The sequence below is a fragment of the Mycobacterium numidiamassiliense genome, from assembly GCF_900157365.1.
In the GTDB taxonomy this organism is placed as follows: Bacteria; Actinomycetota; Actinomycetes; order Mycobacteriales; family Mycobacteriaceae; genus Mycobacterium; species Mycobacterium numidiamassiliense.
Map to the genome: position 1 here is coordinate 2,805,480 of NZ_FUEZ01000004.1, position 23,258 is coordinate 2,828,737.

Sequence of the window (23,258 nt, forward strand, 5' to 3'; positions counted from 1 at the left end):
ACGGTGACGAGGCGGCCAGCTGTGGCGGCTGCGGCGTGTCCGCCAGCGCTTACGGCGGGGGCGGCGGCGGAGGGTCTTCCGGCATAGGCGCGTAATCCCCCGGCGGCGGCGCCCAGCGCGCGATGGCGTCGCCGACGTTGGCGCAACCGCTCACCGAAACGCGCCGACCGGCGTTGACACAGACACTCGCGTCGGCCCGCCCGGCGGGTTGCGTCACGATCACGATCGCGGGGCCGATCGCGAACAAGGCCAGCAGTCCCGCCATCCAGCGACGCTGAGTCATCGTCAGACTCCTTCCTGCCACAGGCGAGCTGCTGTGGTCGGTCGCACTGCGGTGGGCGGACAGAGGATTGGAGTATATCGAGTTCGCCATCGACAGCCGGTGGGGTTTTGCCTTATTGATGCGCAAATTCTTTGCCGAGTATTTAGCCCCTATGTCGCGCTGAAACCGCTTATGGTTTCGGTGCGCGTAGTTACGGATTCCGGAAAAGAGGAGCCATCGATGGTGTCTTTCGCACACGCCACATCCCGCGTGATTACCGGCGGAATTGCCGCCGGCGCGATCAGCGGTGCAATGCTTTTCGGGGCCGTCGCATCGGCTGCCGCGGACCCCGCGGGTCCGGCGCCGGCACCCAACTGCACGGCGGCCGACCTGGCCCAGGTGTCCGCGGGCGTGGCCGCGGCGACCTCGGTGTATCTGTTCAGCCATCCGGACGTCAACGCCTACTTCACCAGCCTCAAGGGCCAGCCCCGCAGCGATCAGGTTGACCAGGTCAAGCAGTACATGGATGCCAACCCGCAGACGCACACCGACCTCGAAGGCATTCGCCAGCCGCTCACCGACTTTCACAGTCGGTGCAACATGGACTGATTCAGAAGCAGTGTTCTTCGGCGGGAAAGGTTCCGCTGGCGACTTCTTCTGCGTATTGCGTTGCGGCCCGGCGTAATTCGCCTCCGACGTCGGCGAAACGCTTGACGAATCGGGCGGCTTTGCCGTTGCTCATTCCGGCCATGTCCTGCCACACCAGTACTTGGGCGTCGCAGTGGGGCCCGGCGCCGATTCCGACGGTCGGAATGGTCAGCTTCCCGGTGATCTGAGTGGCCAATTCCGCTGGCACCATTTCCATTACGACGGAAAATGCACCGGCCTCGGCGACGGCGATCGCGTCGTGAACGGTCTGCTCCGCGGCGTCACCGCGGCCCTGCACCCGGAAGCCGCCCAGCGTGTTGACGCTTTGGGGCGTGAAACCGATGTGCGCCATCACCGGGATGCCCGCGGCGCATAGGCACGCGATCTGCTCGGCGACTCGCTCGCCGCCCTCGAGCTTGACGGCGTGCGCGCCGCCCTCCTTCATGAACCGGGTGGCGGCGGCCAGTGCGGCGGCGGGACCGGCCTCGTAGCTGCCGAACGGCAGGTCGGCGACGACCAATGCGTGGGGCGCTCCGCGCACAACGCCGCGCACCAGCGGAATCAGCTCATCGATCGAGATGGGCACCGTGGTGTCGTAGCCGTACACGACGTTGGCGGCCGAGTCGCCGACCAACAACACCGGGATGCCGGCCTCGTCGAAGATGCGCGCAGTCGAATAGTCGTAGGCGGTGAGCATGGCCCACTTGCGGCCTTCGGCCTTCATTTTCTGCAGATGATGGGTGCGGATTCTGGTTCGGGGCGCCTTCGAAGCTTCCTGCGCCGCGTTTGCACCGTAAACGTTCTGCTCAGACATCATTGTCCCTAAATGGTGGTCGGGTCGATCCTCGTGGCCGTCAAGGTCCCCGGGTTCGTCTGACTCAGGCCATTCTGCCATCTCTGTTGCGCAGATGCACCGCCCGATATGTGTGAGACATGCCATTGAAAAATGGCCGGCGAATGGGCGGGGATGGGCGAACTGGCTGCGGCCACCAGGTAGCCAGCCGATGTCGGCCGCACATCAGAATCTCAGGTTGGCTCTGGCAGCATAGGTGGGCATGGGCCTGTCTCGCCGCGACAAGATCGCGCGTATTTTGCTGATCTCGACGGCGATCACGACCACGGCGTTGGTCCTGGTGGGCTGTGTCCGCGTCGTCAACGGACGTGGCCTCATGTCGGAGCCCAAGCTGGGCCAGCCGGTGGAGTGGACGCCGTGCCGGGTCGTCGGCAGCTCGGTGAAGCTGCCCAGTGGTGCGCTGTGCGGCAAGCTCGCCGTGCCGATCGACTATGACCACCCAACCGGCACCGACGTCGCGGTGCTGGCGATGATTCGCTTTCCGGCCACCGGGGACAGGCTGGGCTCGTTGGTGATCAACCCCGGCGGCCCCGGCGAATCCGGGATCGACGCCGCCCTGGGAGTTGTGCAGACGATGCCCAAGCGGGTCCGCGAGCGCTTCGATCTGGTCGGCTTCGACCCGCGCGGCGTCGGGTCGTCGCGGCCGGCGGTCTGGTGCAACTCGGATGCCGACAACGACAGGTTGCGCACCGAGCCGAACGTCGACTACAGCCCTGCGGGTGTCGCCCATATCGAAGACGAGACAAAGCAATTCGTCGGCCGCTGCGTCGACAAGATGGGCAAGGATTTTCTCGCCAACATCGGAACCGTGGCGGTCGCAAGGGATTTGGATGCTATCCGCGCGGCGCTGGGTGACGACAAACTGACCTACCTCGGCTACTCCTACGGCACCCGCATCGGCTCGGCATACGCCGAGGCCTTCCCGCAGAAAGTGCGGGCGATGATCCTCGACGGCGCCGTCGACCCCAACGCCGACCCCACCGAAGCGGATCTTCGGCAGGCCAAGGGATTCCAGGACGCGTTCAACGACTTCGCGACCGACTGCGCCAAGCGGCCGACCTGTCCGCTGGGCACCGACCCGGCCAAAGCCGTCGACGTCTATCACAGCCTGGTCGACCCGATGGTCGACCCGAACAACCAGATGATCGGCCGGCCGGTGCACACCAACGACCCGCGCGGGCTGAGCTACAGCGACGCCATCGTGGGCACCATCATGGCGCTGTACTCACCGACGCTCTGGCACCACCTGACCGACGGCCTGTCCGAATTGGTCGACCACCACGGCGACACCCTGCTGGCCCTGGCCGATATGTACATGCGCCGCGATCCGCACGGCCATTACACCAATGCCACCGACGCGCGAGTGGCGATCAACTGTGTGGACCAGCCGCCAGTTACCGACCGCGCGAAGGTGATTGACGAAGACCGCCGCTCCCGTGAGATTGCCCCGTTCATGAGTTACGGGCAGTTCACCGGTGATGCCCCGCTGGGCACTTGCGCGTTCTGGCCGGTGCCGCCCACCACCAAGCCGCACGCCGTCTCGGCGCCGGGTCTGGCCCCGACCGTGGTGGTGTCGACTACCCACGATCCCGCGACCCCGTACAAGGCCGGCGTCGATCTGGCCAATCAGCTGCACGGCTCGCTGCTCACGTTCGACGGCACCCAGCACACGGTGGTATTCCAGGGTGACAGCTGCATCGACGACTACGTGGCGGCGTATCTGATCGGTGGCACCACGCCGCCCAGCGGCGCAAAGTGCTAGTGCCTTGTAACCCGGCGCATTAGCCACACCGAGTAGCCACGCGGGCCGAGACCAAGGCGTGACCTTTTCGCGATGTTACGGATTACTCGAAGCTGACACGATGTCCTGCATGTCGCGCCTGAAACCGTTGAGTTTGGCGCTGCTGTCGTTAGGAATTCTGTTCGCGGGCCAACAAGGTCTGGTGCTGCCGAAGGCTCACGCAACCCCGGAACCCGGTGCGGGCCAGACTCCGAACCCGGCTCCGCCGGCCGCCGCCGCGCCCCCGCTGCAATGGGGCAGCTGCAGCAAATTCCTTAACAACATCAGCGATGTCCCCACCGCGCAATGCGGCAATGTGTCGGTCCCGGTCGACTACAACAATCCCGGTGGGGCGCAAGCCAAGCTGGCGGTGATTCGCGTCCCCGCCACCGGTCAGCGCATCGGATCGCTGTTGATCAACCCGGGCGGACCCGGCGGGTCCGCTGTCGACATGGTGGCCGGGATGGCGTCCGACTTGAAGGGCAGCGACATCACCCGCGACTTCGACTTAGTGGGATTTGATCCGCGCGGGGTGGGGCACTCAACCCCGGCGCTGCGGTGCCGGACGGACGCCGAGTTCGACGCCTACCGGCGCGAACCGATGGTCGACTACAGCCCGGCCGGTGTGGCGCACATCGAGCAGCTCTACCGCCAGTTGGCCCAGCAGTGTTCTAGCCGCATGGGCAATGCGTTCCTGGCCAACGTCGGCACCGTAGCCGTCGCGCGCGACATGGACGCCGTCCGCCAGGCCCTCGGTGAGGAGCAGATCAGCTACCTCGGCTACAGCTACGGCACCGAGATCGGCACCGCCTACCTCGAGGAATTCGGTGACCACGTTCGGACGATGGTGCTTGACGGTGCCATCGACCCGACCGTCGGCCCGGTCCAGGAAAACGTCGACCAGATGGCCGGCTTCCAGACCGCGTTCAACGACTACGCCGCCGACTGCGGCCGCTCGCCGGCGTGCCCGTTGGGCACCGACCCGGCCCAGTTCGTCGCCCGCTATCACGCCCTGGTCGACCCGCTGGTCGCCAAGCCGGGAAAGACCTCTGACCCGCGCGGCCTCAGTTATGCCGACGCGACCACCGGCACCATCAACGCGCTGTACACCCCGCAGCACTGGAAGTACCTGACCAGTGGCCTGCTCGGCCTGCAGCGTGCCAGCGACGCCGGTGACTTGCTGATGCTCGCCGACGACTACAACGACCGCAATAAGAACGGGCATTACAGCAACGACCAGGACGCGTTCAACGCGGTGCGCTGCGTGGACGCGCCGTCACCGACGGACTCGGCGACCTGGGTTTCCGCCGATCAGCAGATCCGGCAGGCGGCCCCGTTCCTCAGTTATGGGCCATTCACCGGGAGTGCACCGCGGGACCTGTGCGCGCTGTGGCCGGTGCCCGCAACGTCGCAGCCGCACGCGGCGTCGCCGGTGCCGCTCGGCAAGGTCGTCGTCGTCTCCACTACGCACGATCCGGCGACCCCGTATCAGGCCGGGGTGAGCCTGGCCCGCCAGCTGGGCGCCCCGCTGATCACCTACGACGGGACCCAGCACACCGCGGTGTTCGCCGGTGACCAGTGTGTGGACACCGCGGCGACGCGGTATTTGATCTCCGGGATGTTGCCGCCGGCGGCCCTGCAGTGCCGTTAGTGCCGGCCGGCACGGCGTCCTCACAGCGGATCGGTAATGTGCGCCTAGCCGAAGCCGGAGCGGCCGCAGATGCTGCAAAGGGGCGCAGGGCCTCGCCGCCGCCCAACGTGCCGAACGAGGTCTGCCCGGATAAACACGGTCAGATTCCCCTGCTGAATCATGCCAATTTGCCCGCGGGGTGTAACTCGCTGACTTGTGGCGTCGGTCGCTTCCCGCCTTGCTGGCGCACCTCTGGGCCGCGGCGACGCACCCGTTTGACACGCCCGGAAACCGGGTCCCCCGCACTCCGTTGACCTGCGGCTTTTTTAACGTGTGTGCGCGGCACTAATTGCTTCCGTAACACAGATTTAACAGGTAGCTCCTACTGTGCGGGGTATGGATCGACAGAAGGAATTCGTCCTCCGCACGCTGGAGGAACGGGACATCCGCTTTGTGCGGCTTTGGTTCACTGACGTCCTCGGTTACCTCAAGTCGGTCGCCATCGCCCCGGCCGAACTCGAGGGCGCGTTCGAGGAAGGTATCGGCTTCGACGGGTCCTCGATCGAGGGCTTTTCGCGGGTTTCGGAATCTGACACCGTGGCAAACCCGGACCCGTCGACCTTCCAGGTGCTGCCCTGGGCGACCGCCTCCGGCCATCACCACTCGGCGCGGATGTTCTGCGACATCACCATGCCGGACGGCTCGCCGTCGTGGGCGGACCCGCGGCACGTCTTGCGGCGTCAGCTGCAGAAGGCCAACGACCTGGGCTTCTCCTGCTATGTGCACCCCGAAATCGAATTCTTCCTCCTCAAGCCGGGGCCCGAGGACGGATCGGTGCCCATCCCCGTCGACAACGCCGGCTACTTCGACCAGGCGGTGCACGACTCCGCGTCCAACTTCCGCCGGCACGCGATCGACGCCCTGGAATTCATGGGAATCTCGGTCGAGTTCAGCCACCACGAGGGCGCGCCCGGCCAGCAGGAGATCGACCTGCGCTTCGCCGACGCCCTATCGATGGCCGACAACGTGATGACGTTCCGCTACGTCATCAAAGAGGTTGCGCTGGAGAACGGCGCCCGGGCATCGTTCATGCCCAAGCCGTTCGGGCAGCACCCCGGCTCGGCCATGCACACCCACATGAGCCTGTTCGAGGGCGACGTCAACGCCTTCCACAGTCCCGACGATCCGCTGCAACTGTCGGACGTGGGCAAATCGTTCATCGCGGGGATCCTCGAGCACGCATCGGAAATCAGCGCGGTCACCAATCAGTGGGTCAACTCCTACAAGCGGTTGGTGCACGGCGGCGAGGCGCCCACGGCCGCCTCCTGGGGAGCGGCCAACCGCTCCGCGTTGGTCCGGGTCCCGATGTACACCCCGCACAAGACATCGTCGCGACGCATCGAGGTGCGCAGCCCCGACTCGGCCTGCAACCCGTACCTGGCGTTCGCCGTGCTGCTGGCCGCCGGGCTGCGCGGGGTCGAGAAGGGATATGTGCTGGGCCCGCAGGCCGAGGACAACGTGTGGGACCTGACACCCGACGAGCGCCGCACCATGGGCTACCGCGAGCTGCCGACCAGTCTGGACGCCGCCCTGCGCTGCATGGAGTCTTCCGAGCTCGTCGCAGAAGCCCTGGGGGAGCACGTTTTTGACTTCTTCTTGCGAAACAAGCGCTCGGAATGGGCGAACTACCGCAGCCACGTCACACCATATGAGCTGAGCACCTACCTGTCGCTGTAACGCGTTTGGTGACGGCTGGTCTGAGTGAACGCCGGGTTGCGCTACCGTTTTGGGCGTGACCAAACCCGCGACCGACCGCCCCAGACTGCCCAGCGTGGGTCGGCTCGGGTTGATCGACCCCCCCGCGGGCGAGCGTCTGGCGCAGCTGGGCTGGAATAGCGAAGACGACCAGGCGCACGTCGACCTGCTGTGGTCGTTGTCGCGCGCGCCCGACCCGGACGCCGCGCTGAAGGCGTTGGTTCGGCTCGCCGAGAACCAGGACAGCGGCTGGGATGAGCTCAACGCCGCCCTGCTGAAAGAACGTCCGCTGCGTGGCCGGCTGTTCGCGGTGCTGGGCTCGTCGCTGGCCCTCGGGGATCACCTGGTGGCCCATCCGCAGTCGTGGAAGCTGCTGCGGGGCAAGGTGAAACTGCCCACACGCGACCAGCTGCACGAGACGTTCCTCCGCTGCGTTGCGGACACGTTGAGCGACCCCGCGGCGGCGATTCCGCGGTTGTGCACGACGTACCGCGACCACCTGCTGGTGCTGGCGGCGCTCGACCTGGCCGCGACCGTCGAGGACGAGCCGGTGGTGCCCTTCACCGTCGTCGGTGCCCAGCTGTCGGACACGGCGGACGCGGTGCTGGCCGCGGCGCTGCGGGTCGCCGAGGTCACCGTGTGCGGCGACCGGACGCCGCCGCGGCTGGCGATCATCGCGATGGGCAAATGCGGTGCCCGCGAATTGAACTACGTCAGCGATGTCGACGTCATCTTCGTCGCCGAGAATGCCGATGCGACGTCGGCGCGGGTGGCCGGCGAGGCGATGCGGGTGGCCTCGGCGGCCTGCTTCGCGGTGGACGCCGGGCTGCGGCCCGAGGGGCGCAGCGGTGAGCTGGTGCGCACCGTCGAGTCGCATATCGCGTACTACGAGCGCTGGGCGAAGACCTGGGAGTTCCAGGCGTTGTTGAAGGCCAGGGCGGCGGTGGGTGACGCCGAGCTTGGTGAGCGCTACCTGTCGGCGTTGATGCCGATGGTCTGGGTCGCCTGCGAGCGTGAGGATTTCGTGGTCGAAGTCCAGGCGATGCGGCGCCGGGTCGAGCAGTTGGTGCCCAAGGATGTTCGGGCCCGCGAAATCAAGCTCGGCAGTGGCGGATTGCGCGACGTCGAATTCGCCGTGCAGCTGCTGCAGCTGGTGCACGGCCGCGGCGACGAGTCACTGCACGTCGCCTCCACCGTCGATGCGTTGGCCGCCCTGAGCGCGGGCGGCTACATCGGTCGCGAGGACGCGGCGAACCTGACCGCTTCCTACGAGTTTCTGCGGCTGCTGGAGCACCGGCTGCAGCTGCAACGCCTCAAGCGCACCCACCTGCTGCCCGAGGTCGACGACGAAGAGGCGGTGCGCTGGCTGGCCCGCGCCGCGCACATCCGGCCCGATGGCCGCAACGATGCTGCCGGGGTGCTGCGCGATGAGATCAAGCACCAGAACCTGCGGGTGTCGCAGCTGCACGCGAAGCTCTTCTATCAGCCGCTGCTCGAATCGATCGGTCCAGCCGGGCTGGAGCTTGCCGGCGGTATGACGTCGGCCGCTGCCGAGCGCCAGCTGGCCGCCCTGGGTTACGAGGGGCCGCAGACCGCGCTGAAGCACATGTCGGCGCTGGTCAATCAGAGCGGCCGGCGTGGCCGGGTGCAGTCGGTGCTGCTGCCGAGGCTGCTCAACTGGATGTCGTACGCGCCCGACCCCGACGGCGGCCTGCTGGCCTATCGCCGCCTGTCCGAGGCGCTGGCCGCCGAGACCTGGTATCTGGCCACGCTGCGCGACAAGCCCGCGGTGGCCAAGCGGCTGATGCATGTGCTCGGAACCTCGACCTATGTGCCGGACCTGTTGATGCGCGCACCCCGGGTCATTGAGAGTTACAGCGACGCGCCGGGCGGGCCGAAGCTGCTGCAGACCGACCCCGCCACGGTGGCCCGTGGACTGATCACTTCCGCGGCCCGGCACGCCGACCCGGTGCGCGCGATCGCGGGTGCCCGCGCGTTGCGCCGCCGGGAGCTGGCGCGGATCGGTTCGGCGGACCTGCTTGGCCTGCTCGAGGTCAGGGACGTGTGCGCGGCCCTGACGTCGGTCTGGGTGGCCGTGCTGCAGGCCGCGATGGATGCGTTGATGCGGGCCAATCTGCCCGAAGACGGCAAAGCGCCTGCAGCCCTTGCTGTTATCGGGATGGGCAGGCTGGGTGGCTCCGAGCTGGGCTACGGGTCCGACGCCGACGTGATGTTTGTCTGCGAGGCGGCCAACGGGGCCGACGAGTCTCGGGCGGTGAAGTGGTCGGCGTCGATCGCCGAGCAGGTCCGGGCCTTGCTGGGCACGCCCAGCGTCGACCCGCCGCTGGAAATCGACGCCAATCTACGGCCCGAGGGGCGCAATGGTCCGATGGTCCGCACCTTGGCTTCGTATGCCGCCTACTACGAGCAGTGGGCACAGCCGTGGGAGATCCAGGCCCTGCTGCGCGCGCACGCAGTCGCCGGCGACGCGGAGCTGGGCGAGCGGTTCCTGCTGATGGCCGACAAGACGCGCTACCCGAAAGACGGAGTGTCGGCGGAGGCGGTGCAGGAGATTCGCCGGATCAAGGCCCGCGTCGAGTCCGAACGGTTGCCGCGCGGCGCCGACCCCAACACGCACACCAAGCTGGGCCGCGGCGGGCTGGCCGACATCGAGTGGACGGTGCAGCTGCTCCAATTGCAGCACGCACACGAGATCCCGGCGCTGCACAACACCTCGACGCTGGAATCCCTGGACGTGATCGCCCAGACCGAGCTGGTGCCCGCCGACGAGGTGGACCTGCTGCGCGAGGCCTGGCTGACCGCGACCCGGGCCCGCAACGCGCTGGTGCTGGTGCGCGGCAAGGCAACCGACCAGCTGCCCGGCCCCGGACGTCAGCTCAACGCGGTCGCGGTCGCCGCGGGCTGGCCCAACGACGATGGAAGTGAGTTCTTGGACAACTATCTGCGAGTGACGCGCCGCGCAAAAGTAGTGGTGCGCAAGGTGTTTGGCAGTTGAACCCGGAAGCGCGCGCGTTTGACGCCTCCTTCGAGGTGCTCAGCGTGGAAGAGGCTGTCCGAGTGACGGGCCGGTACGCTCCGTTGGCCGACGCGGTAAGGGAACTCATCGAGGCCACCATCCTTACCGAGGTCGACGGCGGCGTCGTCGACAACGCCCGGGCGGCCATCGAGGGTGTCACCGAGTCGCTTCGCCAACGCACCCGTTCGGCCAAGGTGAGCTATCGCGTCGACGGTCGCCCGCTGCCGCTCGGCAATGCCGCGGTCGGCGTGTGCAATCCCATCGCCCCGCCGATCGTCGTGCATCAGGAGGGCGGCGGCCGGTGCTGGAGTGAGTTCGTCCTGGGCTTGGCCTACGAGGGCCCGCCCGGTCTGGTGCACGGCGGCGTCAGCGCCCTGGTGCTCGACCACATGCTCGGCGAAGCCGCCAGCGAGGGGCTGTCCAAGGCGCGCTTCACCGGGACGATCACCGTGAAGTATCTGCGCGGCACCCCGCTGGGGCCGCTCCGCTCCGAGGCGTGGATCGAGCGCCATGAGGGCGTCAAAGTCTTTGCGCGCGGGACGATCTCGGACGCCGCAGGGGTGACGGTGGAGGCCGATGGCGTCTTCATCGAACCGGCGTGGGCAAGGGACGGCCAGTGAAGTTCTACATCAGTAGTGCCTTCCTGAATACCCGCGAGATCGTCGAGATCGCCAGGGCCGCTGACGAGCTCGGCTACGACGGCATCGGGATACCCGACCACGTGGTCAACCTGGAGACCCTGGAAACGCCGTACCCGTACACCAAAGACGGGGAACGACGCTGGCAGCCCTTCACCGATTGGCCCGATCCCTGGGTCCTGGTCGGCGCACTGGCCCAGGTGACCTCCCGGCTGCGATTCGTCACCACCGTGTACATCCCGGCGATGCGCAATCCCTACTCGGCGGCCAAAGCCATTGGTACTGCGGCAGTTTTGGCGTCGGGCCGGATCGAGCTGGGCATCGGCGTCGGCTGGTGCCGTGAAGAATTCGCGTTGATGGGCGAGCAATTCGCCGCCCGCGGCAAGCGCACCGACGAGATCATCGAGTTGATGCGGGCGCTGTGGCAACCCGGTTGGACGGAGTTCGACGGAGAGTTCTATCCGACGCCGCGGCTCGAGATGCAGCCCACCCCGCCGCCGATACCCGTGTACGCGGGGGGGCTCAGCGACGCCGCACTGCGCCGCGCCGCCCGCAACGACGGGTGGATCGGCGACCTGATCAACACCGATCGTGCCATTGAGGCCGTCGGCAGGCTGCACGAACTTCGTCGTGAAAACGGGTTATCTGTAGCGGATTTCACCGTCCTGACACCGCTCACCGACGCGTTCACCCCCAGCGATTACCAGCGCGCCGAAGACGCAGGCATCAGCGGCATCATCACCATGCCGTGGATGTTCTACACGGGGCCCGACGCGACGCTTCACGACAAGATCGACGGCATGCAGCGGTTCCGCAAGGACCTGGCGCTCGACCGGTAGACGTGAACTTTTCGACAACTTCCGCGTTGCTGCTGAGTTTGCCCCCATACTCGTCGCATGACATTCACGGTGGTTTTCAGCAACGGCAGCCCGCGCGACTACGGCGCATTTGACACCTTCGAGGTCAGCGATTCGGGCGTGCTGCTGATCAAGATGCAACGCGAGGACGTCAGCCGGCACTACATCGCTCCGGGCGCTTGGCTCGAGATCGTCGAGATGGCCGACGGCCATCCCATCAAAGGGTCGCGGGGGATATTGGCCACCCGAACGAACCCCAATATCGTCAGTTAGGGCGGCCCGCCGAAGTTGGTACGGTTGATGGGGCAACGTTGCTGCACGAGGACGGCGGGAACATGAAACACGGATCGTATGTCGTCATGGCAGCGATCGGCTTGGCCGCAGCGGGCTGTGGCAGTTCGCCCAACTCCGGCACCACGACATCGACCAGCACGACGATCTCGAAGACCGTCACGGCGTCGGTGTCGCAAGCCACGACCACCACAGGCGCCAACACCGACTTGCGGCCGCTGATACCCGTGCCGCCGAACACCGCGCGAACCGACGGTCCTGACTCCATCGGAGAAAACGGGATCCGTCTGCATTTCCTGGTCAACGGAGCACCCATGGACGTCATGGGCGCGTATAAGACTGCGCTGCAACAGAAGAACTGGTCGCTGATCGTCGATAGTTCGAGTGGTGGCAGCGGAGGCGGCGGGGCCACCTACACTGCGACCAACGGCAACGCCTTCGGAATGTTCAACGGAGGCGGCTGGGGCGGCACCACCGACATCGATGCCTGCGCTTGGCCATCGAAGCCGTCGGACACCTCCTGCGGCCACCGTCGATAACGAATCAACTGCGGGAGAAACGTGACAGTACGAAGCCGGGTCGTTGCTCTGGCCCCGACCATTTTGGCGCTGGGCTTGCTGCTCGCGCCCCCTGCCGCCGCCGACACCTACACAGACCAGCTGGTGGCTCGGTTCGACGCGCGCACGCACGTGGTGGCCGACTCGGCGGCCAGGCCGCCGCTGCAGAACGCCGACCAGGTCAACCAGCAGATCCTGACCACCCGGTGGGCGTGGAGCAGTGCACCGCCGCTCTGGGTCGCGGCGGTCGCGCCCAACCAGACCGGCACGACGACGCCGGACGCCATCCACGATGTCATCCTGGGTCGCAACGCTGAGTTCAGCGGCGTCATCCTGGTCATCGACTCCCGCGGGTACCACGTCCGCGCCTACAACGTGCCGAAGTCCGTTGCGGACAATGTGGACTCACTCTTGAGTCAGTCGGCTCGGGATCACCGCAATGATCCGTTTGGCGCGACCACTGAGTTCGTCCAGAAACTGGCCGACGTCAGTGTGGCATCCGGTTCACACGTCACGACGTCTCCTGTGACGAGCCAGAAGCACAGCAGCTCATCCGCGCTGTGGACCATGCTGATCCTCATCGGCATCGTGGTGGCGGTGGTGGGGCTGATCGTGTTCGCCGTGAGTCGAAACAGTAAGCGCCGCAAGGACGCCGAGGCGAGCGACCAGGTGAAGCAGGAGTTGATCAACGCCGAATCGGGTGTCAATGACATCAACAACGCGGTGGTCACCGGTAGCGGCGTCGACGTCAGCGCCGAGGCGACGAAGGCCAATTCCAGCCTGTACGAAGCACGTAACGCCTACCAGCATCGTGACTACACCTCGGCGCGGGCGCACCTGCGGGTGGTGGAGTCGACGGTAGCCAGGGCTTACCAGAAGCTTTACCCCGATGCCAAGCCCGACGTGAATGCGGTGAAGTCGGTCCCGGAGGCGGACCGCAAGCAGGCGAGCGTGCAGACGACGAACCCGGAAACCGGTCAGAGCGTGACGATCAACAACAACAACTACAGCACCTCGCCGCAGCCGGGATACCAGAATTACTACGGGGGCGGCTACCACAACGGGATGTTCTTCTACCCCGGCTATTACCCGTACGCATTCTGGGGGCCGGGCTGGGGCTGGGGGCTCACCGACATCCTGCTGATGGACGCGCTCCTGGATGACCACTGGGGTGGCAGCTACGAGCGGGGCTTCGAGGCGGGTCAAGATTCGGCTTGGGCGGACACCGGCTACGGCGGCGGCCAAAACGTCGACTACGACAGCCAGCAGGGGAATGTCGGATTCGACGGAGGCAACCAAGGCTCGTCTTCCGGCGGCGGCGACGTCAGCTTCGCCGGCAGTAACGACGGCGGCGGTTACGACTCCGGTGGCGGAGGCTTCGACTTCGGCGGATTCGGCGGGTCCGATTCCGGCGGTGGCAGCTTCGACTTCGGTGGCGGCTCCGACTTCGGCGGCGGGTTCGATTCCGGCGGCGGGGGGGACTCCGGCTTCTGAAACACGTTGGCCTGGCAGTGGATTCGGTTAGCTGGCGACTTTGGCGGCGATCTGGCGCGCGACGTTGACTCCGGCGTCGCGCGGGGCGTCGGACTGATTGAGGTTGCACTCATCGACGTCGACGACGACGTTGTTGGCCACCGTCAGCGCGCGCTGGCAGGATTCCCATGACCAACCGGGGCTGGCGTTGCGGGTATACGTGGCGCTCAGGGTGCCGCCGGTGTTGGCGACCGGCCCCACGGTCCACAGCTGATCGGGTGCGTTGACCCGGGTCATGGTGAATTGCCGGTTGGCGCAGGCCGGCCACTGTTGGGCCGAGGTGGTGAAGAACGCACCCGCATCCTGCGCGGAGGGAAACAGCACCACAGATTGATCGACGCCACGAGTCCACTTGCCACCGGGTTCACGGATCACGTTCTCACGAAAAGCTTTCCACCCGCTGCCGGCATAGACCGGCGCGATCGCGTTGCCCGCCAAGGGGCGGCAGGCCGCGTCTGCCACATGGCTGCTGTTGTCCTCCATATCTGTGGTCGTTTCGGCGACCGTCGCCCCAGTGATGCCGAGCGTGGTGTCGACTTGGTCGGGAGTGAGCAGTAGCCCATCCAGTGCGGCCTCCGCGACGGGGGCACTCGGGCGAGAGGCGGCGGATGGCTGCGGGGCGCCGGCGGACTGTGAGGTGGTTCTGGGCTGCAGCAGAACATAGCCGGTGACGCCGGCGCCGGCGACAAGTATTACGACGAGCGCAGCGATTAGCCCCAATTGCATCTGTCGCCGCCGCACGTTTCGTCGTGTGCGGGGGTCGACCCGCTGCTGGCCAGCTGGGGCTTGTTGCGTCGCAACGAAATTCGGGTCGACCGGTAGCCGCGGCGCGGCGGCCTGGGTCACCGGCATGGCCGGCGCCGGGGGAGACGCGAAAGATGGTGGAAAATAATGATTTTGGTCGGGCTGCCGGGTGCTCATCGCACGCTGGGCGGCGGTGGCCAGCTCAGCGGTGGTCGGGTACCGTTGGTCCGGGTCTTTGGCCATGCCGATCGCAATCACCGTATCGAGCGTGGCAGGCACGGTGGGATGGCTGATCGACGGGCGCGGCGGCGGGGCCATCAAATGCGCGGTGATTTGCTGCTCGGCGCTGTCTCCCGGAAATGGAGTGGCCGCGGTCAGGCACTCATACAGCACGCACGCCAACGCATAGACGTCCGAGCGGGCGTCGACCTCACCGGCTCGCATCCGCTCCGGGGACATGTAGTGCCAGCTGCCGATAATGCTGCCGGTGCCGGTCAATCGGGTCTCGTCGGCGCCACGGGCGATCCCGAAATCGATCAGGTAGGCGAAGTCGTCCTCATCGAGCAGGATGTTCGACGGCTTGACGTCGCGGTGTACCAAGCCGATTTTGTGCGCGGCGTTGAGCGCTTTGGCTATCTGTTCGATGATGCGTACCGCTCGCGCCGGTTCGAGCGGCCCGTCCGCCAGTATCTCGTGCAGGTCACGGCCCTCGATCAACCGCATGTTCACGAATAGCCGGCCGTCGATCTCGCCGTAGTCGTGAATTGGGATGATATGCGGGCTGTTTAGCTGCGCTGCCGCTTCTGCTTCTCGGCGGAAGCGCTGCACGAACGTGTGGTCCTGGGCCAGCTGCGGCGGCAGCAGTTTGATCGCCACGGTTCGGTTGGTCGCCGTGTCGTGCGCGCGCCATACTTCGCCCATGCCGCCGCGGCCCAGCAGTTCGATGAGGCGGTAGCGACCAAACGGAGTGCCATCCACCGGCTCACCATACGCAGCCGGGTGCGCCGCTGGAGTCACCGGAGCTGTTTTGTTTCGGCACCGATTTCGGCGGCGGATTCGCCTTCCGGCGGTCTAGTGGACTCCGGCTTCTGGGAAGCGTTGAGCGCCAGAGCCTTTACTGCTTCACGTTGTTGGCCATCTGGTCCGCGATTTGGACACCTTGGCTCTGGACGACGGGGGCGCAGGCCACCACGTCGAGGACAACGCCGGACACCGCGCTCAGCACGCGCTGGCATTGACTGGTGCCATCTTTGCGCGTGCGCTGCAGCGTGATCTTGGGGGCGGCGCCGCTAGGGGTCCCAAAATTCCAGTGGCCCGTGCCGCCGGAGGCGGTCACTGTCACGGCTGAGCCGGCACAAGCCTTCCAATTGTTCGCCGACGCCGCCACGAAGGCGTTGGCCGCATCGGCGGTCGGAAAGCTCACCGCGGCTTCGTAGACTCGATAATCGCCGCCGGTGTGCAACAACTGACCGCGCACCCCAGTGAAGCCGCTGCCCGCGTAGGCCGGACCCTGTGTCGGATAGAAAGCATTGAGACAGTTCGGGTTTGACAGCTGCCACTCCGGTGCCATGTCCTGCGACTGGTTGCCGATGTCCATGCTGGGCACGCCCATGATGGTGCTGACTTCCGGCGCGCCGAGCAGGACAGAGTCGAGGGGAGTAGACGGTGCCGGCGCAGGGACCGCGCCGCCCGGCGCCGTGGGCGCTGCTCCGCCGGGCGCGGCGCTCCCAGGCTGTGCCGGTGCCGATGGTGCGGCCTTGGGCGTGGTCGCCGTCTTCTTTGCCGGACCCTGGGTGGCGATCACAATTGCCACGACGATCGCGATGACGACCGCCGCTACGGCACCGCCGACGAGGATCATCCGCTTGCGGGAATCCTGAGTGGCGCTTGCACGTCCGGCCGGCTCAGTCGAGACACGTTGTGTCGTCGCATCACTGGATGCATTCGATTGTTTGGGGGGCGTCGCCTCCACAGTGGCCGTCGTCGATTGATCTGCCGGGGAATCGGACGACTCGATCGAGGCCAGCACGTTGTCGATGTCGTTTCGCGTGCGGTAGGTGACGTCGTGTCGCATACGCATCATGCGCAGCAGTTGGGCGATATCGCTGCGGGCGCTGGGGTCGTCGCCGTCCTCGTCGAGTCCGCTTCGCAGTTCGACCAATAGTTGTAGCTGCTGCTGCGGGCTGAGCTCCTTTTCCGTGAGCTGGTTACCCAACCGGGTGATGTAGCCGAACGGCACCGGCGGCTCGTCGGGCAGCGGGTCCGGCAGCGGTTGGGGCTTATCGACGAGCGAGTGGATGGCTGTCACCAATTGAATGCTGGCGTCAACCGTCGGGTCCCGGTAGTCGATGATCTGCAGCGCGGCAAGGGGATTGACGCGCATGCTGCTGATGTCACCAATCCGAACGGGAAGGATCGGCCGATTCAGGGCCTGCGCGTAACGCAGCTCGGACTGACTGGGCTTGGACTGCAACCAGTTGCTGGACAGCGCAACGACGAACACGTCGCAGGCGCGGATCTGCTCCAGGATCTGGGCCCACCAGGAGTCGCCGCCGCCGAGCTCTTGGTCGAACCAAACCTGTTTGCGGGCCCGCCGAAGAGTTGCCGCCAGTGCGTCGACGGCTGACCGATCCTGGCTCGAGTAGCTCATGAACAAAGTCATCGCAGTTCCCTCACGGTACGACTGAATTCGACGTTATTGAAACTTTCTGTGCTTCATTGATATTGGGCTGCCCACCATTGATACATGCTGTCGAGGCTCGCAGTTGGCGGCTGGCCTCTTGCGTCACCGGTTACCAGTTGCGACTGAATCGTCCATATCACTTCGAACCCGTCGCTGACGAGGCACCCAACCTGACCTTCGGTGTGCTGGGCCGAAGAACGTTGCCACGGTTGGGGTGACATGGTCGTTCCCGGGCACGGTACAAAGTTGAGGCTGCTGAATGCGTTGTTCTGCGTGGCCTGGTCCGGATACAGGTGATACACCAACGCCACAAAGGCGTTGCCACTTGCCGTCGCCGTGCAATGCACTGCCGCCAGCGACCCAGGGTGGGAAGGCGCGGCGGGTGTGCAACGGTCGCTGTTGGGCACCATGGCCAGCAATCGTGATACGGGGTCGCCGGCGGACGCGGTCCCGGCACCGGAAGCGGTCGAACGTCGGAATGACGACGCGACGCCACCGCCCGACGACGATGTGGTTCCGACGACGACGGCAACCACGACAACGGCCGCGACGAGCAGACCGACCGCGCCCAGGACGAGCTTGGTACGTCCGGATGTGGGGGCCGCGGTCGGTGAGACGCGGTCAGCGGTTTCCGGGGCCGGTGCGAACTGGGTGGGTGCTTTCGCTGTGGCCGAATCGACGACACTGGCCGGCAGCGTCGCGGTTCCGGCATTGATGGTGGCGCCCGTGGTTGTCAGCGCGAGGTGTGCGGCGTAGGCGAGGTCTTTCGCCGTCGCGTATCGCTGGTCAGGATCCTTCGCCATGCCGGTGGCGACGACGGCATCCATCGCTTCCGGCACTCCCGCCCGCAGCACCGATGGCCGCGGCGGAGGCAAGGTCAGATGCCCGACGACCTGTTGTTCGGGGGTTTCGCCCGGATAGGGCTGCTGGCCGGTCAGCGCCTCGTGCAGTACGCAGGTCAAGGCGTAGATATCGGCGCGGGAGTCGGCGTGCCCCGCGTTAAGCCGTTCGGGGGACATGTACGCGGCCGTGCCCATCGTCGCGCCGGCGGCGGTCATCGTCGATTCTCCAGCCGCTCGGGCAATGCCGAAGTCAATCAGGTAGGCGAAGTCGTCCTCGGCAACCAAAATGTTGGACGGCTTGACGTCGCGGTGCACCAGCCCGATCTCGTGCGCGGCGGTGAGCGCCGAGGCGATCTGCTCGACGATTCCCACCGCGCGGGCGGGCGGCAGCGGGCCTTCGTCGAGCAGGGCGTGCAGGTCGCGCCCCTTGATCAGCCGCATGGTGACGTACAGGCGGCCGTCGACCTCACCGAAGTCATGGATCGGGACCACATGGGGTTCGTCCAGCCCGGCCGCTGACCGCGCTTCGCGGCGGAATCGCTCCTGGAATGCCCGATCGTTGGCAAAGCTCGGCGCCAACACTTTCAGCGCTACCACGCGATCCATCTCCGGGTCGTAAGCGCGCCATACCTCGCCCATGCCGCCGCGGCCCAGCAACTCGGTCAGCGTGTAGCGGCCGAACGGCGTTCCTTCCACTGGGCCCCTCCGACGTCCATCGGCGATCAGGGATAACGCGACCTTAAGCCCTGCTCACCGCGCTCGTCTGGATTTCGACGCATCACACACCGCGCGGGCCGCGGCGTACCCGGCCTGCACCGCCCCCTCGAAAAAGCCCGTCCAGACGGGGGAGACGTCGGTGCCGGCCCAGTGAATACGGCCGATCGGCAGCGCGATGGCAGTCGCATAGGTGGTCAGGGTGTTCGGCGCCAGCACCGCGTTGTAGGCCCCGCCCGTCCATGACTCAGCGGCCCAATTCTTCTCGTCGAAATCGACGGGGTGCATCGCTTCGTCGCCGAAGCAGGCCGCCAGCTCGCGGAGCACCGATTGCTTGCGGTCGTCGTCGGATCGGTCGGCAAAGTCGACGGCTGGTCTTCCCGCGACGAAGCCGGTCAGGATCCCCGGTTTGCCGCCGGGTGGCGAGCTGTCGGCGGTGCCGAGGACGATGCCATCGCTCACCGCTTCTCCGCTGAGTCCAATGTCGCGCCACCACGCCGTCGGATAGATGGCGGCGTATTTGAGGACCGACCCCATCGGGGCTCGCTGGGTGAATTGGCTGCGGCGGGAGGGTAAGGGTGGCCGGTAGTCGATGGCTCCGGCCAGATGCGGTGGGGCTGCGACGATCACGAAGTCGGCGCGGTAGCTTGCGTCGCCGGTCGTGACCGTCACTCCCCGGTCGTCGTGCTCGATTCGCACCACGGGCCGTCCGAGTAGAATTCGGTCACCCAGTTCGGCCGCCAGCAGCTCGGCGATTTGCCCCGCGCCGCCGTCGAAAAGCCATCGTTCCGGCTGCTCCTCGTCGGGCCCGGCCGCATACGAAGCGACGGCGAACAGCATCGACGTCGCACCCGGGTCGGCGCCGCCTTCGCCAAGCACCCAGTGGTTGATGCAGAACCGGGCGAATTCGGATTCGGTGGCTGTGGCCAGCCAACTGGTGACGGTCTGAGCGTCCAGAGCGTGGGCGTCCGGGGTGAGCCAGGGACGCTGAGTGTCCACGGTCGCGGCCACTGCGCGGAATCGCTGCCACACTCGTTGTGCCTCAGCCGCATCGGCGGCGGATGTCGCCGGCAGGGCGACGGCCGGGGGAAAGGAATCCTCAATGATGGACCGGGCGCCGCGGTAATTGACGATGGTACGCCCGGTGGCATAGCTCTCGAAGTGCTTGACGCCCAACGACTCTGCGAGGGACAGAACCCCGATGTGGGTGGGGCCGATCCACTGTCCGCCGAGATCGATCCACCCGCCGTCGATGACGGGCCTGCGGAGCATTCGACCGCCGACACGGTCGCGAGCCTCCAGCGCCAGTGTGTCTTTGCCCCGCGCGACGAGTTCACGAGCCGCACAGAGCCCAGAGAGGCCGGCGCCGACCACGACGACGTCGGCCTTGCCATCGTGACCTGTCGACATGAAACCTCCTGTCGCACAAGGTATTTAGCTCGACCTAGACGAAACCACCCGCCCCGCAACCAATGTGGCCGCAGCACGGGTGGCCCCGTCTAGACGGATTTATACGTCGTAGTACAGCGCGAACTCGTAGGGATGCGGCCGCACCTGGACCGGCAGGATCTCGTAGTCGCGCTTCCAGCTGATCCACGTCTCGATCAGGTCAGGCGTGAAAACGCCTCCCTCGGTGAGGTATTCGTGGTCAGCTTCGAGACGGTCGATCACCGCGGACAACTGAGTGGGTGCTTGCGGAATGTTCGCGGCCTCTTCCGGCGGCAGCTCGTAGAGGTCCTTGTCGACCGGCGACTGCGGCTCGATCTTGTTCTTGATGCCGTCCAGCCCGGCCATCAGCATGGCCGAAAACGCCAGGTACGGGTTGCCCGACGAGTCGGGGCAACGGAACTCCAGGCGCTTGGCCTTGGGGTTGCTGCCGGTGATCGGGATACGCACGCACGCCGACCGGTTGCGCTGGCTGTAGACCAGGTTGATCGGCGCCTCGAACCCGGGGACCAGGCGCTTGTAGGAGTTCGTCGTCGGGTTGGTGAACGCCAGCAGCGACGGCGCGTGGTGCAACAGACCGCCGATGTAGTGGCGGGCGGTGTCGGAAAGACCCGCGTAGCCCGTCTCGTCGTACATCAACGGTTTGCCGTCCTTCCACAGCGACTGGTGGGTGTGCATACCCGAGCCGTTGTCACCGAACAGCGGTTTGGGCATGAACGTGACGGTCTTGTCGTTCTGCCACGCGGTGTTCTTGACGATGTACTTGTACAGCTGCATGTCGTCGGCCGCGTGCAGCAGCGTGTTGAACTTGTAGTTGATCTCGGCCTGACCACCGGTGCCCACCTCGTGGTGGCCCTTCTCCAGGCTGAAGCCGGACTTGATCAGGTTCTGCAGCATCCGGTTGCGCAGGTCGACGTAGTGGTCGGTCGGGGCAACCGGGAAGTACCCACCCTTGGGGCGGACCTTGTAACCGCGGTTGAGGCTGCCGTCGTTTTCCGTCGGCTCGCCGGTGTTCCACCAACCCGAGATCGCGTCGACCTCGTAGAACGAACCGTTGGTGCGCGAGTCGAAGCTCACCGAGTCGAAGATGTAGAACTCGGCCTCGGCGCCGAAGTAGGCGGTGTCGGCAACCCCGGTGCTGATGAGATAGTTCTCCGCCTTGCGAGCGATGTTGCGGGGGTCGCGCGAATACGGCTCGAGGGTGAACGGGTCGTGCACAAAGAAGTTCAGGTTCAGCGTCTTGGCCTCGTTGAAGAGGTCGATCTGCGCCGTCTCGGGGTCGGGGAGGAGCAGCATGTCGGACTCGTGGATGGACTGGAATCCACGAATCGACGAACCGTCAAAGGCCAAGCCGTCGTCGAACACGCTCTGATCGAAGAACGAAATCGGAATTGTGAAGTGCTGCATGGTGCCCGGCAGGTCACAGAACCGGACGTCGACAAATTCGACGGCTTCGTCCTTGGCGAGTTTGAAGACGTCATCGGGCGTCTTATCCGTCACTGAATGCTCCTTTGCTCGGTGATCCGCGGCCGACGCTATGGAGATGATGTTGCCCGCCCGTCAACCCCATGTTGCGCGGAGGTTACGTGCCCACGCTTCCCACAAATCAAATTCGGAACACCGGCGGGTTCTATTGTGGTGCTCATGGACCGCAAAATCGTATCTGTCACCCGCGAGAGGGCGGTCGGCTACCCCGGTCTTTTGGCCCGATGACGGGATCGAAGCCCGCATATCCGGGCGAGGCGCTGGGTTTGCCCGAGAGCGGTCCGGGATCGCTGGCGCCGATGGGACGCCGGGTCGCGGCGCTGGTCATCGATTGGCTGATCTCCTACGGCCTTGCGCTGCTGGCCCTAGGTTTGGGCGGCATCAGGACGCAGATGCTGTCGACGGCGATTCTGGTGATCTGGCTTCTGCTCGGCCTGGTCTCGGTGCGGCTGTTCGGCTTTACGCCCGGCCAGTTTGCGCTGGGTCTCACCGTGGTCTCGGTGGACGGACGAGCGGCGGGGATCGGCCGATTGGCGGTGCGCGGGCTGTTGCTCGCGCTGGTGGTTCCGGCGTTGTTCACCGACTGGGATGGGCGCGGCCTGCATGACCGGGTCACCGGCACGGCCGTGGTACGGCGCTGAATCCGACGGCGGCGACCCTCCCCGGCAAGCGGGAGGTGCCCGAATGCACCCGGCTCCGCCGCGCGTGCGCTCGCCGCTAGCAGCAGGCGGTCTTACTTGCGGCGCACGGTGCGCTGGACGCCGCGCATCTTGCCGGCGTTCGGCAGCGGCCCCTTGGGCAGGACGGCGGCGCCGGCCCGCGATCCCAGCGCGGCCAGCCGCGACTCCAGGGTGTCCATTTGTTTGGTGGTGATGTTGGCCGGCAGCCGGGTGAGATGGCGTTCCAGCTTCGCCAGCGGAACCTCGCCTTCGCCGGTGCCGACGATGATGTCGTAGATCGGCACCTCGCCGACCAGTCGCGCGGTGCGCTTTTTCTCCTGGGCCAGCAGCGGTTTCACCCGGGTCGTTGAGCCCTCGCCGATCAGGATGACGCCGGGGCGGCCGAGGACTCGGTGCACGGCGTCGAAATGCCCGGTGGCGGCCACGCCCGGGCTGACGCGCCACTTGCCGCGCAGGTTGTCCAGCACCCACGCCGCCGCGCCGGCTTGGCCTTCGGCCTGGCGGTAGACCGATTTCTGGGCCCGGCGGCCGAAGATGATGAACGCAACCAGCAGGCCCAGCGTCACGCCGAGGATGATCGACGTGATCAGGGTCAGCGCGCCGCCGAGCAGCACGCCCGTGGTCACCGCGATGCCGACGATCACGACGAAGGCGCCGATCATGTACGGCAGCAGGCGCTTGTCCTGCTTGCGCTGAAGGTTGAACGCCTGCCACAACTGGGTGCGCCGCTCCCGGGCCGCCGCCTTGCGGGCCGCCTGCGCTGCTGCCTTCGCGGCCTTGCTCTCTGCGGCGTTACGAGATTTAGCCATAGTCAATAAGGATA

At 66.2% G+C, this 23,258-nt stretch carries 19 protein-coding genes; 11 read left to right on the forward strand and 8 right to left on the reverse strand.

Features of this window, described 5'->3' with window-relative positions:
* Positions 1–49: 49 nt before the first annotated feature.
* On the reverse strand, positions 50–283 hold the full coding sequence (locus MNAB215_RS21750; RefSeq protein ID WP_077080644.1) for a hypothetical protein: 234 nt from the start codon (positions 281–283) through the stop codon (positions 50–52).
* A 219-nt stretch (positions 284–502) separates the two neighbouring features.
* Between MNAB215_RS21750 and MNAB215_RS21755 the strand changes: the two genes are divergently transcribed.
* Entirely contained in the window at positions 503–871 is a 369-nt protein-coding gene (locus MNAB215_RS21755; protein WP_077082217.1) for a heme-binding protein, read from the forward strand.
* A gap of 1 nt (position 872) precedes the next feature.
* On the opposite strand, the gene panB is transcribed toward MNAB215_RS21755, so the two are convergent.
* Complete coding sequence (panB, locus tag MNAB215_RS21760; protein ID WP_077082218.1) at positions 873–1,724, reverse strand: 3-methyl-2-oxobutanoate hydroxymethyltransferase; 852 nt, start codon at positions 1,722–1,724, stop codon at positions 873–875.
* Between the two features lie 235 nt (positions 1,725–1,959).
* Between panB and MNAB215_RS21765 the strand changes: the two genes are divergently transcribed.
* The 9 genes from MNAB215_RS21765 to MNAB215_RS21805 all read left to right on the forward strand — a co-directional run bounded on the left by MNAB215_RS21765 (position 1,960) and on the right by MNAB215_RS21805 (position 13,802).
* A complete protein-coding gene (locus MNAB215_RS21765; RefSeq protein WP_108637682.1) occupies positions 1,960–3,525 on the forward strand; it encodes an alpha/beta hydrolase in 1,566 nt (521 codons plus the stop codon).
* A 100-nt stretch (positions 3,526–3,625) separates the two neighbouring features.
* Positions 3,626–5,194 (forward strand): alpha/beta hydrolase, encoded by a 1,569-nt coding sequence (locus MNAB215_RS21770; protein WP_108637683.1) that lies wholly within the window; start codon positions 3,626–3,628, stop codon positions 5,192–5,194.
* A gap of 375 nt (positions 5,195–5,569) precedes the next feature.
* On the forward strand, positions 5,570–6,910 hold the full coding sequence (locus MNAB215_RS21775) for a glutamine synthetase family protein (protein WP_077080647.1): 1,341 nt from the start codon (positions 5,570–5,572) through the stop codon (positions 6,908–6,910).
* A gap of 49 nt (positions 6,911–6,959) precedes the next feature.
* Entirely contained in the window at positions 6,960–9,944 is a 2,985-nt protein-coding gene (locus MNAB215_RS21780) for a bifunctional [glutamine synthetase] adenylyltransferase/[glutamine synthetase]-adenylyl-L-tyrosine phosphorylase (RefSeq protein WP_077080648.1), read from the forward strand.
* Positions 9,941–10,585: a PaaI family thioesterase gene (locus tag MNAB215_RS21785; protein ID WP_077080649.1), complete on the forward strand. Its 645-nt coding sequence runs from the start codon at positions 9,941–9,943 to the stop codon at positions 10,583–10,585. Before MNAB215_RS21780 ends, MNAB215_RS21785 begins: the two co-directional genes overlap by 4 nt.
* Positions 10,582–11,442 (forward strand): TIGR03619 family F420-dependent LLM class oxidoreductase, encoded by an 861-nt coding sequence (locus MNAB215_RS21790; protein ID WP_077080650.1) that lies wholly within the window; start codon positions 10,582–10,584, stop codon positions 11,440–11,442. Before MNAB215_RS21785 ends, MNAB215_RS21790 begins: the two co-directional genes overlap by 4 nt.
* 57 nt (positions 11,443–11,499) lie before the next feature.
* The gene (locus MNAB215_RS21795; RefSeq protein WP_077080651.1) at positions 11,500–11,733 is read left to right on the forward strand and encodes a hypothetical protein; all 234 of its coding nucleotides are present in this window, start codon (positions 11,500–11,502) and stop codon (positions 11,731–11,733) included.
* A 62-nt stretch (positions 11,734–11,795) separates the two neighbouring features.
* Entirely contained in the window at positions 11,796–12,290 is a 495-nt protein-coding gene (locus tag MNAB215_RS21800) for a hypothetical protein (protein WP_077080652.1), read from the forward strand.
* Between the two features lie 21 nt (positions 12,291–12,311).
* Entirely contained in the window at positions 12,312–13,802 is a 1,491-nt protein-coding gene (locus MNAB215_RS21805; RefSeq protein ID WP_077080653.1) for a tetratricopeptide repeat protein, read from the forward strand.
* Positions 13,803–13,829: 27 nt separating this feature from the next.
* Here MNAB215_RS21805 and MNAB215_RS21810 read toward each other — a convergent pair whose 3' ends face one another.
* From MNAB215_RS21810 to glnA, 5 genes are all read right to left on the reverse strand, one after another.
* Positions 13,830–15,563, reverse strand: coding sequence for a serine/threonine-protein kinase PknH/PknJ (locus tag MNAB215_RS21810; protein ID WP_077082219.1), 1,734 nt, complete (start codon positions 15,561–15,563; stop codon positions 13,830–13,832).
* A 136-nt stretch (positions 15,564–15,699) separates the two neighbouring features.
* Positions 15,700–17,247, reverse strand: coding sequence for a sensor domain-containing protein (locus tag MNAB215_RS29820; RefSeq protein ID WP_077080654.1), 1,548 nt, complete (start codon positions 17,245–17,247; stop codon positions 15,700–15,702).
* A 53-nt stretch (positions 17,248–17,300) separates the two neighbouring features.
* Positions 17,301–18,806, reverse strand: coding sequence for a serine/threonine-protein kinase (locus tag MNAB215_RS21835; protein ID WP_077080655.1), 1,506 nt, complete (start codon positions 18,804–18,806; stop codon positions 17,301–17,303).
* A 54-nt stretch (positions 18,807–18,860) separates the two neighbouring features.
* The gene (locus MNAB215_RS21840; RefSeq protein WP_077080656.1) at positions 18,861–20,234 is read right to left on the reverse strand and encodes a flavin monoamine oxidase family protein; all 1,374 of its coding nucleotides are present in this window, start codon (positions 20,232–20,234) and stop codon (positions 18,861–18,863) included.
* A gap of 99 nt (positions 20,235–20,333) precedes the next feature.
* A complete protein-coding gene (glnA, locus tag MNAB215_RS21845; protein ID WP_077080657.1) occupies positions 20,334–21,770 on the reverse strand; it encodes a type I glutamate--ammonia ligase in 1,437 nt (478 codons plus the stop codon).
* A 209-nt stretch (positions 21,771–21,979) separates the two neighbouring features.
* Between glnA and MNAB215_RS21850 the strand changes: the two genes are divergently transcribed.
* Positions 21,980–22,396, forward strand: a complete 417-nt coding sequence (locus MNAB215_RS21850) for an RDD family protein (RefSeq protein ID WP_077080658.1) — start codon at positions 21,980–21,982, stop codon at positions 22,394–22,396.
* A gap of 92 nt (positions 22,397–22,488) precedes the next feature.
* Here MNAB215_RS21850 and MNAB215_RS21855 read toward each other — a convergent pair whose 3' ends face one another.
* Positions 22,489–23,244 (reverse strand): DUF4191 domain-containing protein, encoded by a 756-nt coding sequence (locus MNAB215_RS21855; RefSeq protein WP_077080659.1) that lies wholly within the window; start codon positions 23,242–23,244, stop codon positions 22,489–22,491.
* Positions 23,245–23,258 lie beyond the last annotated feature (14 nt).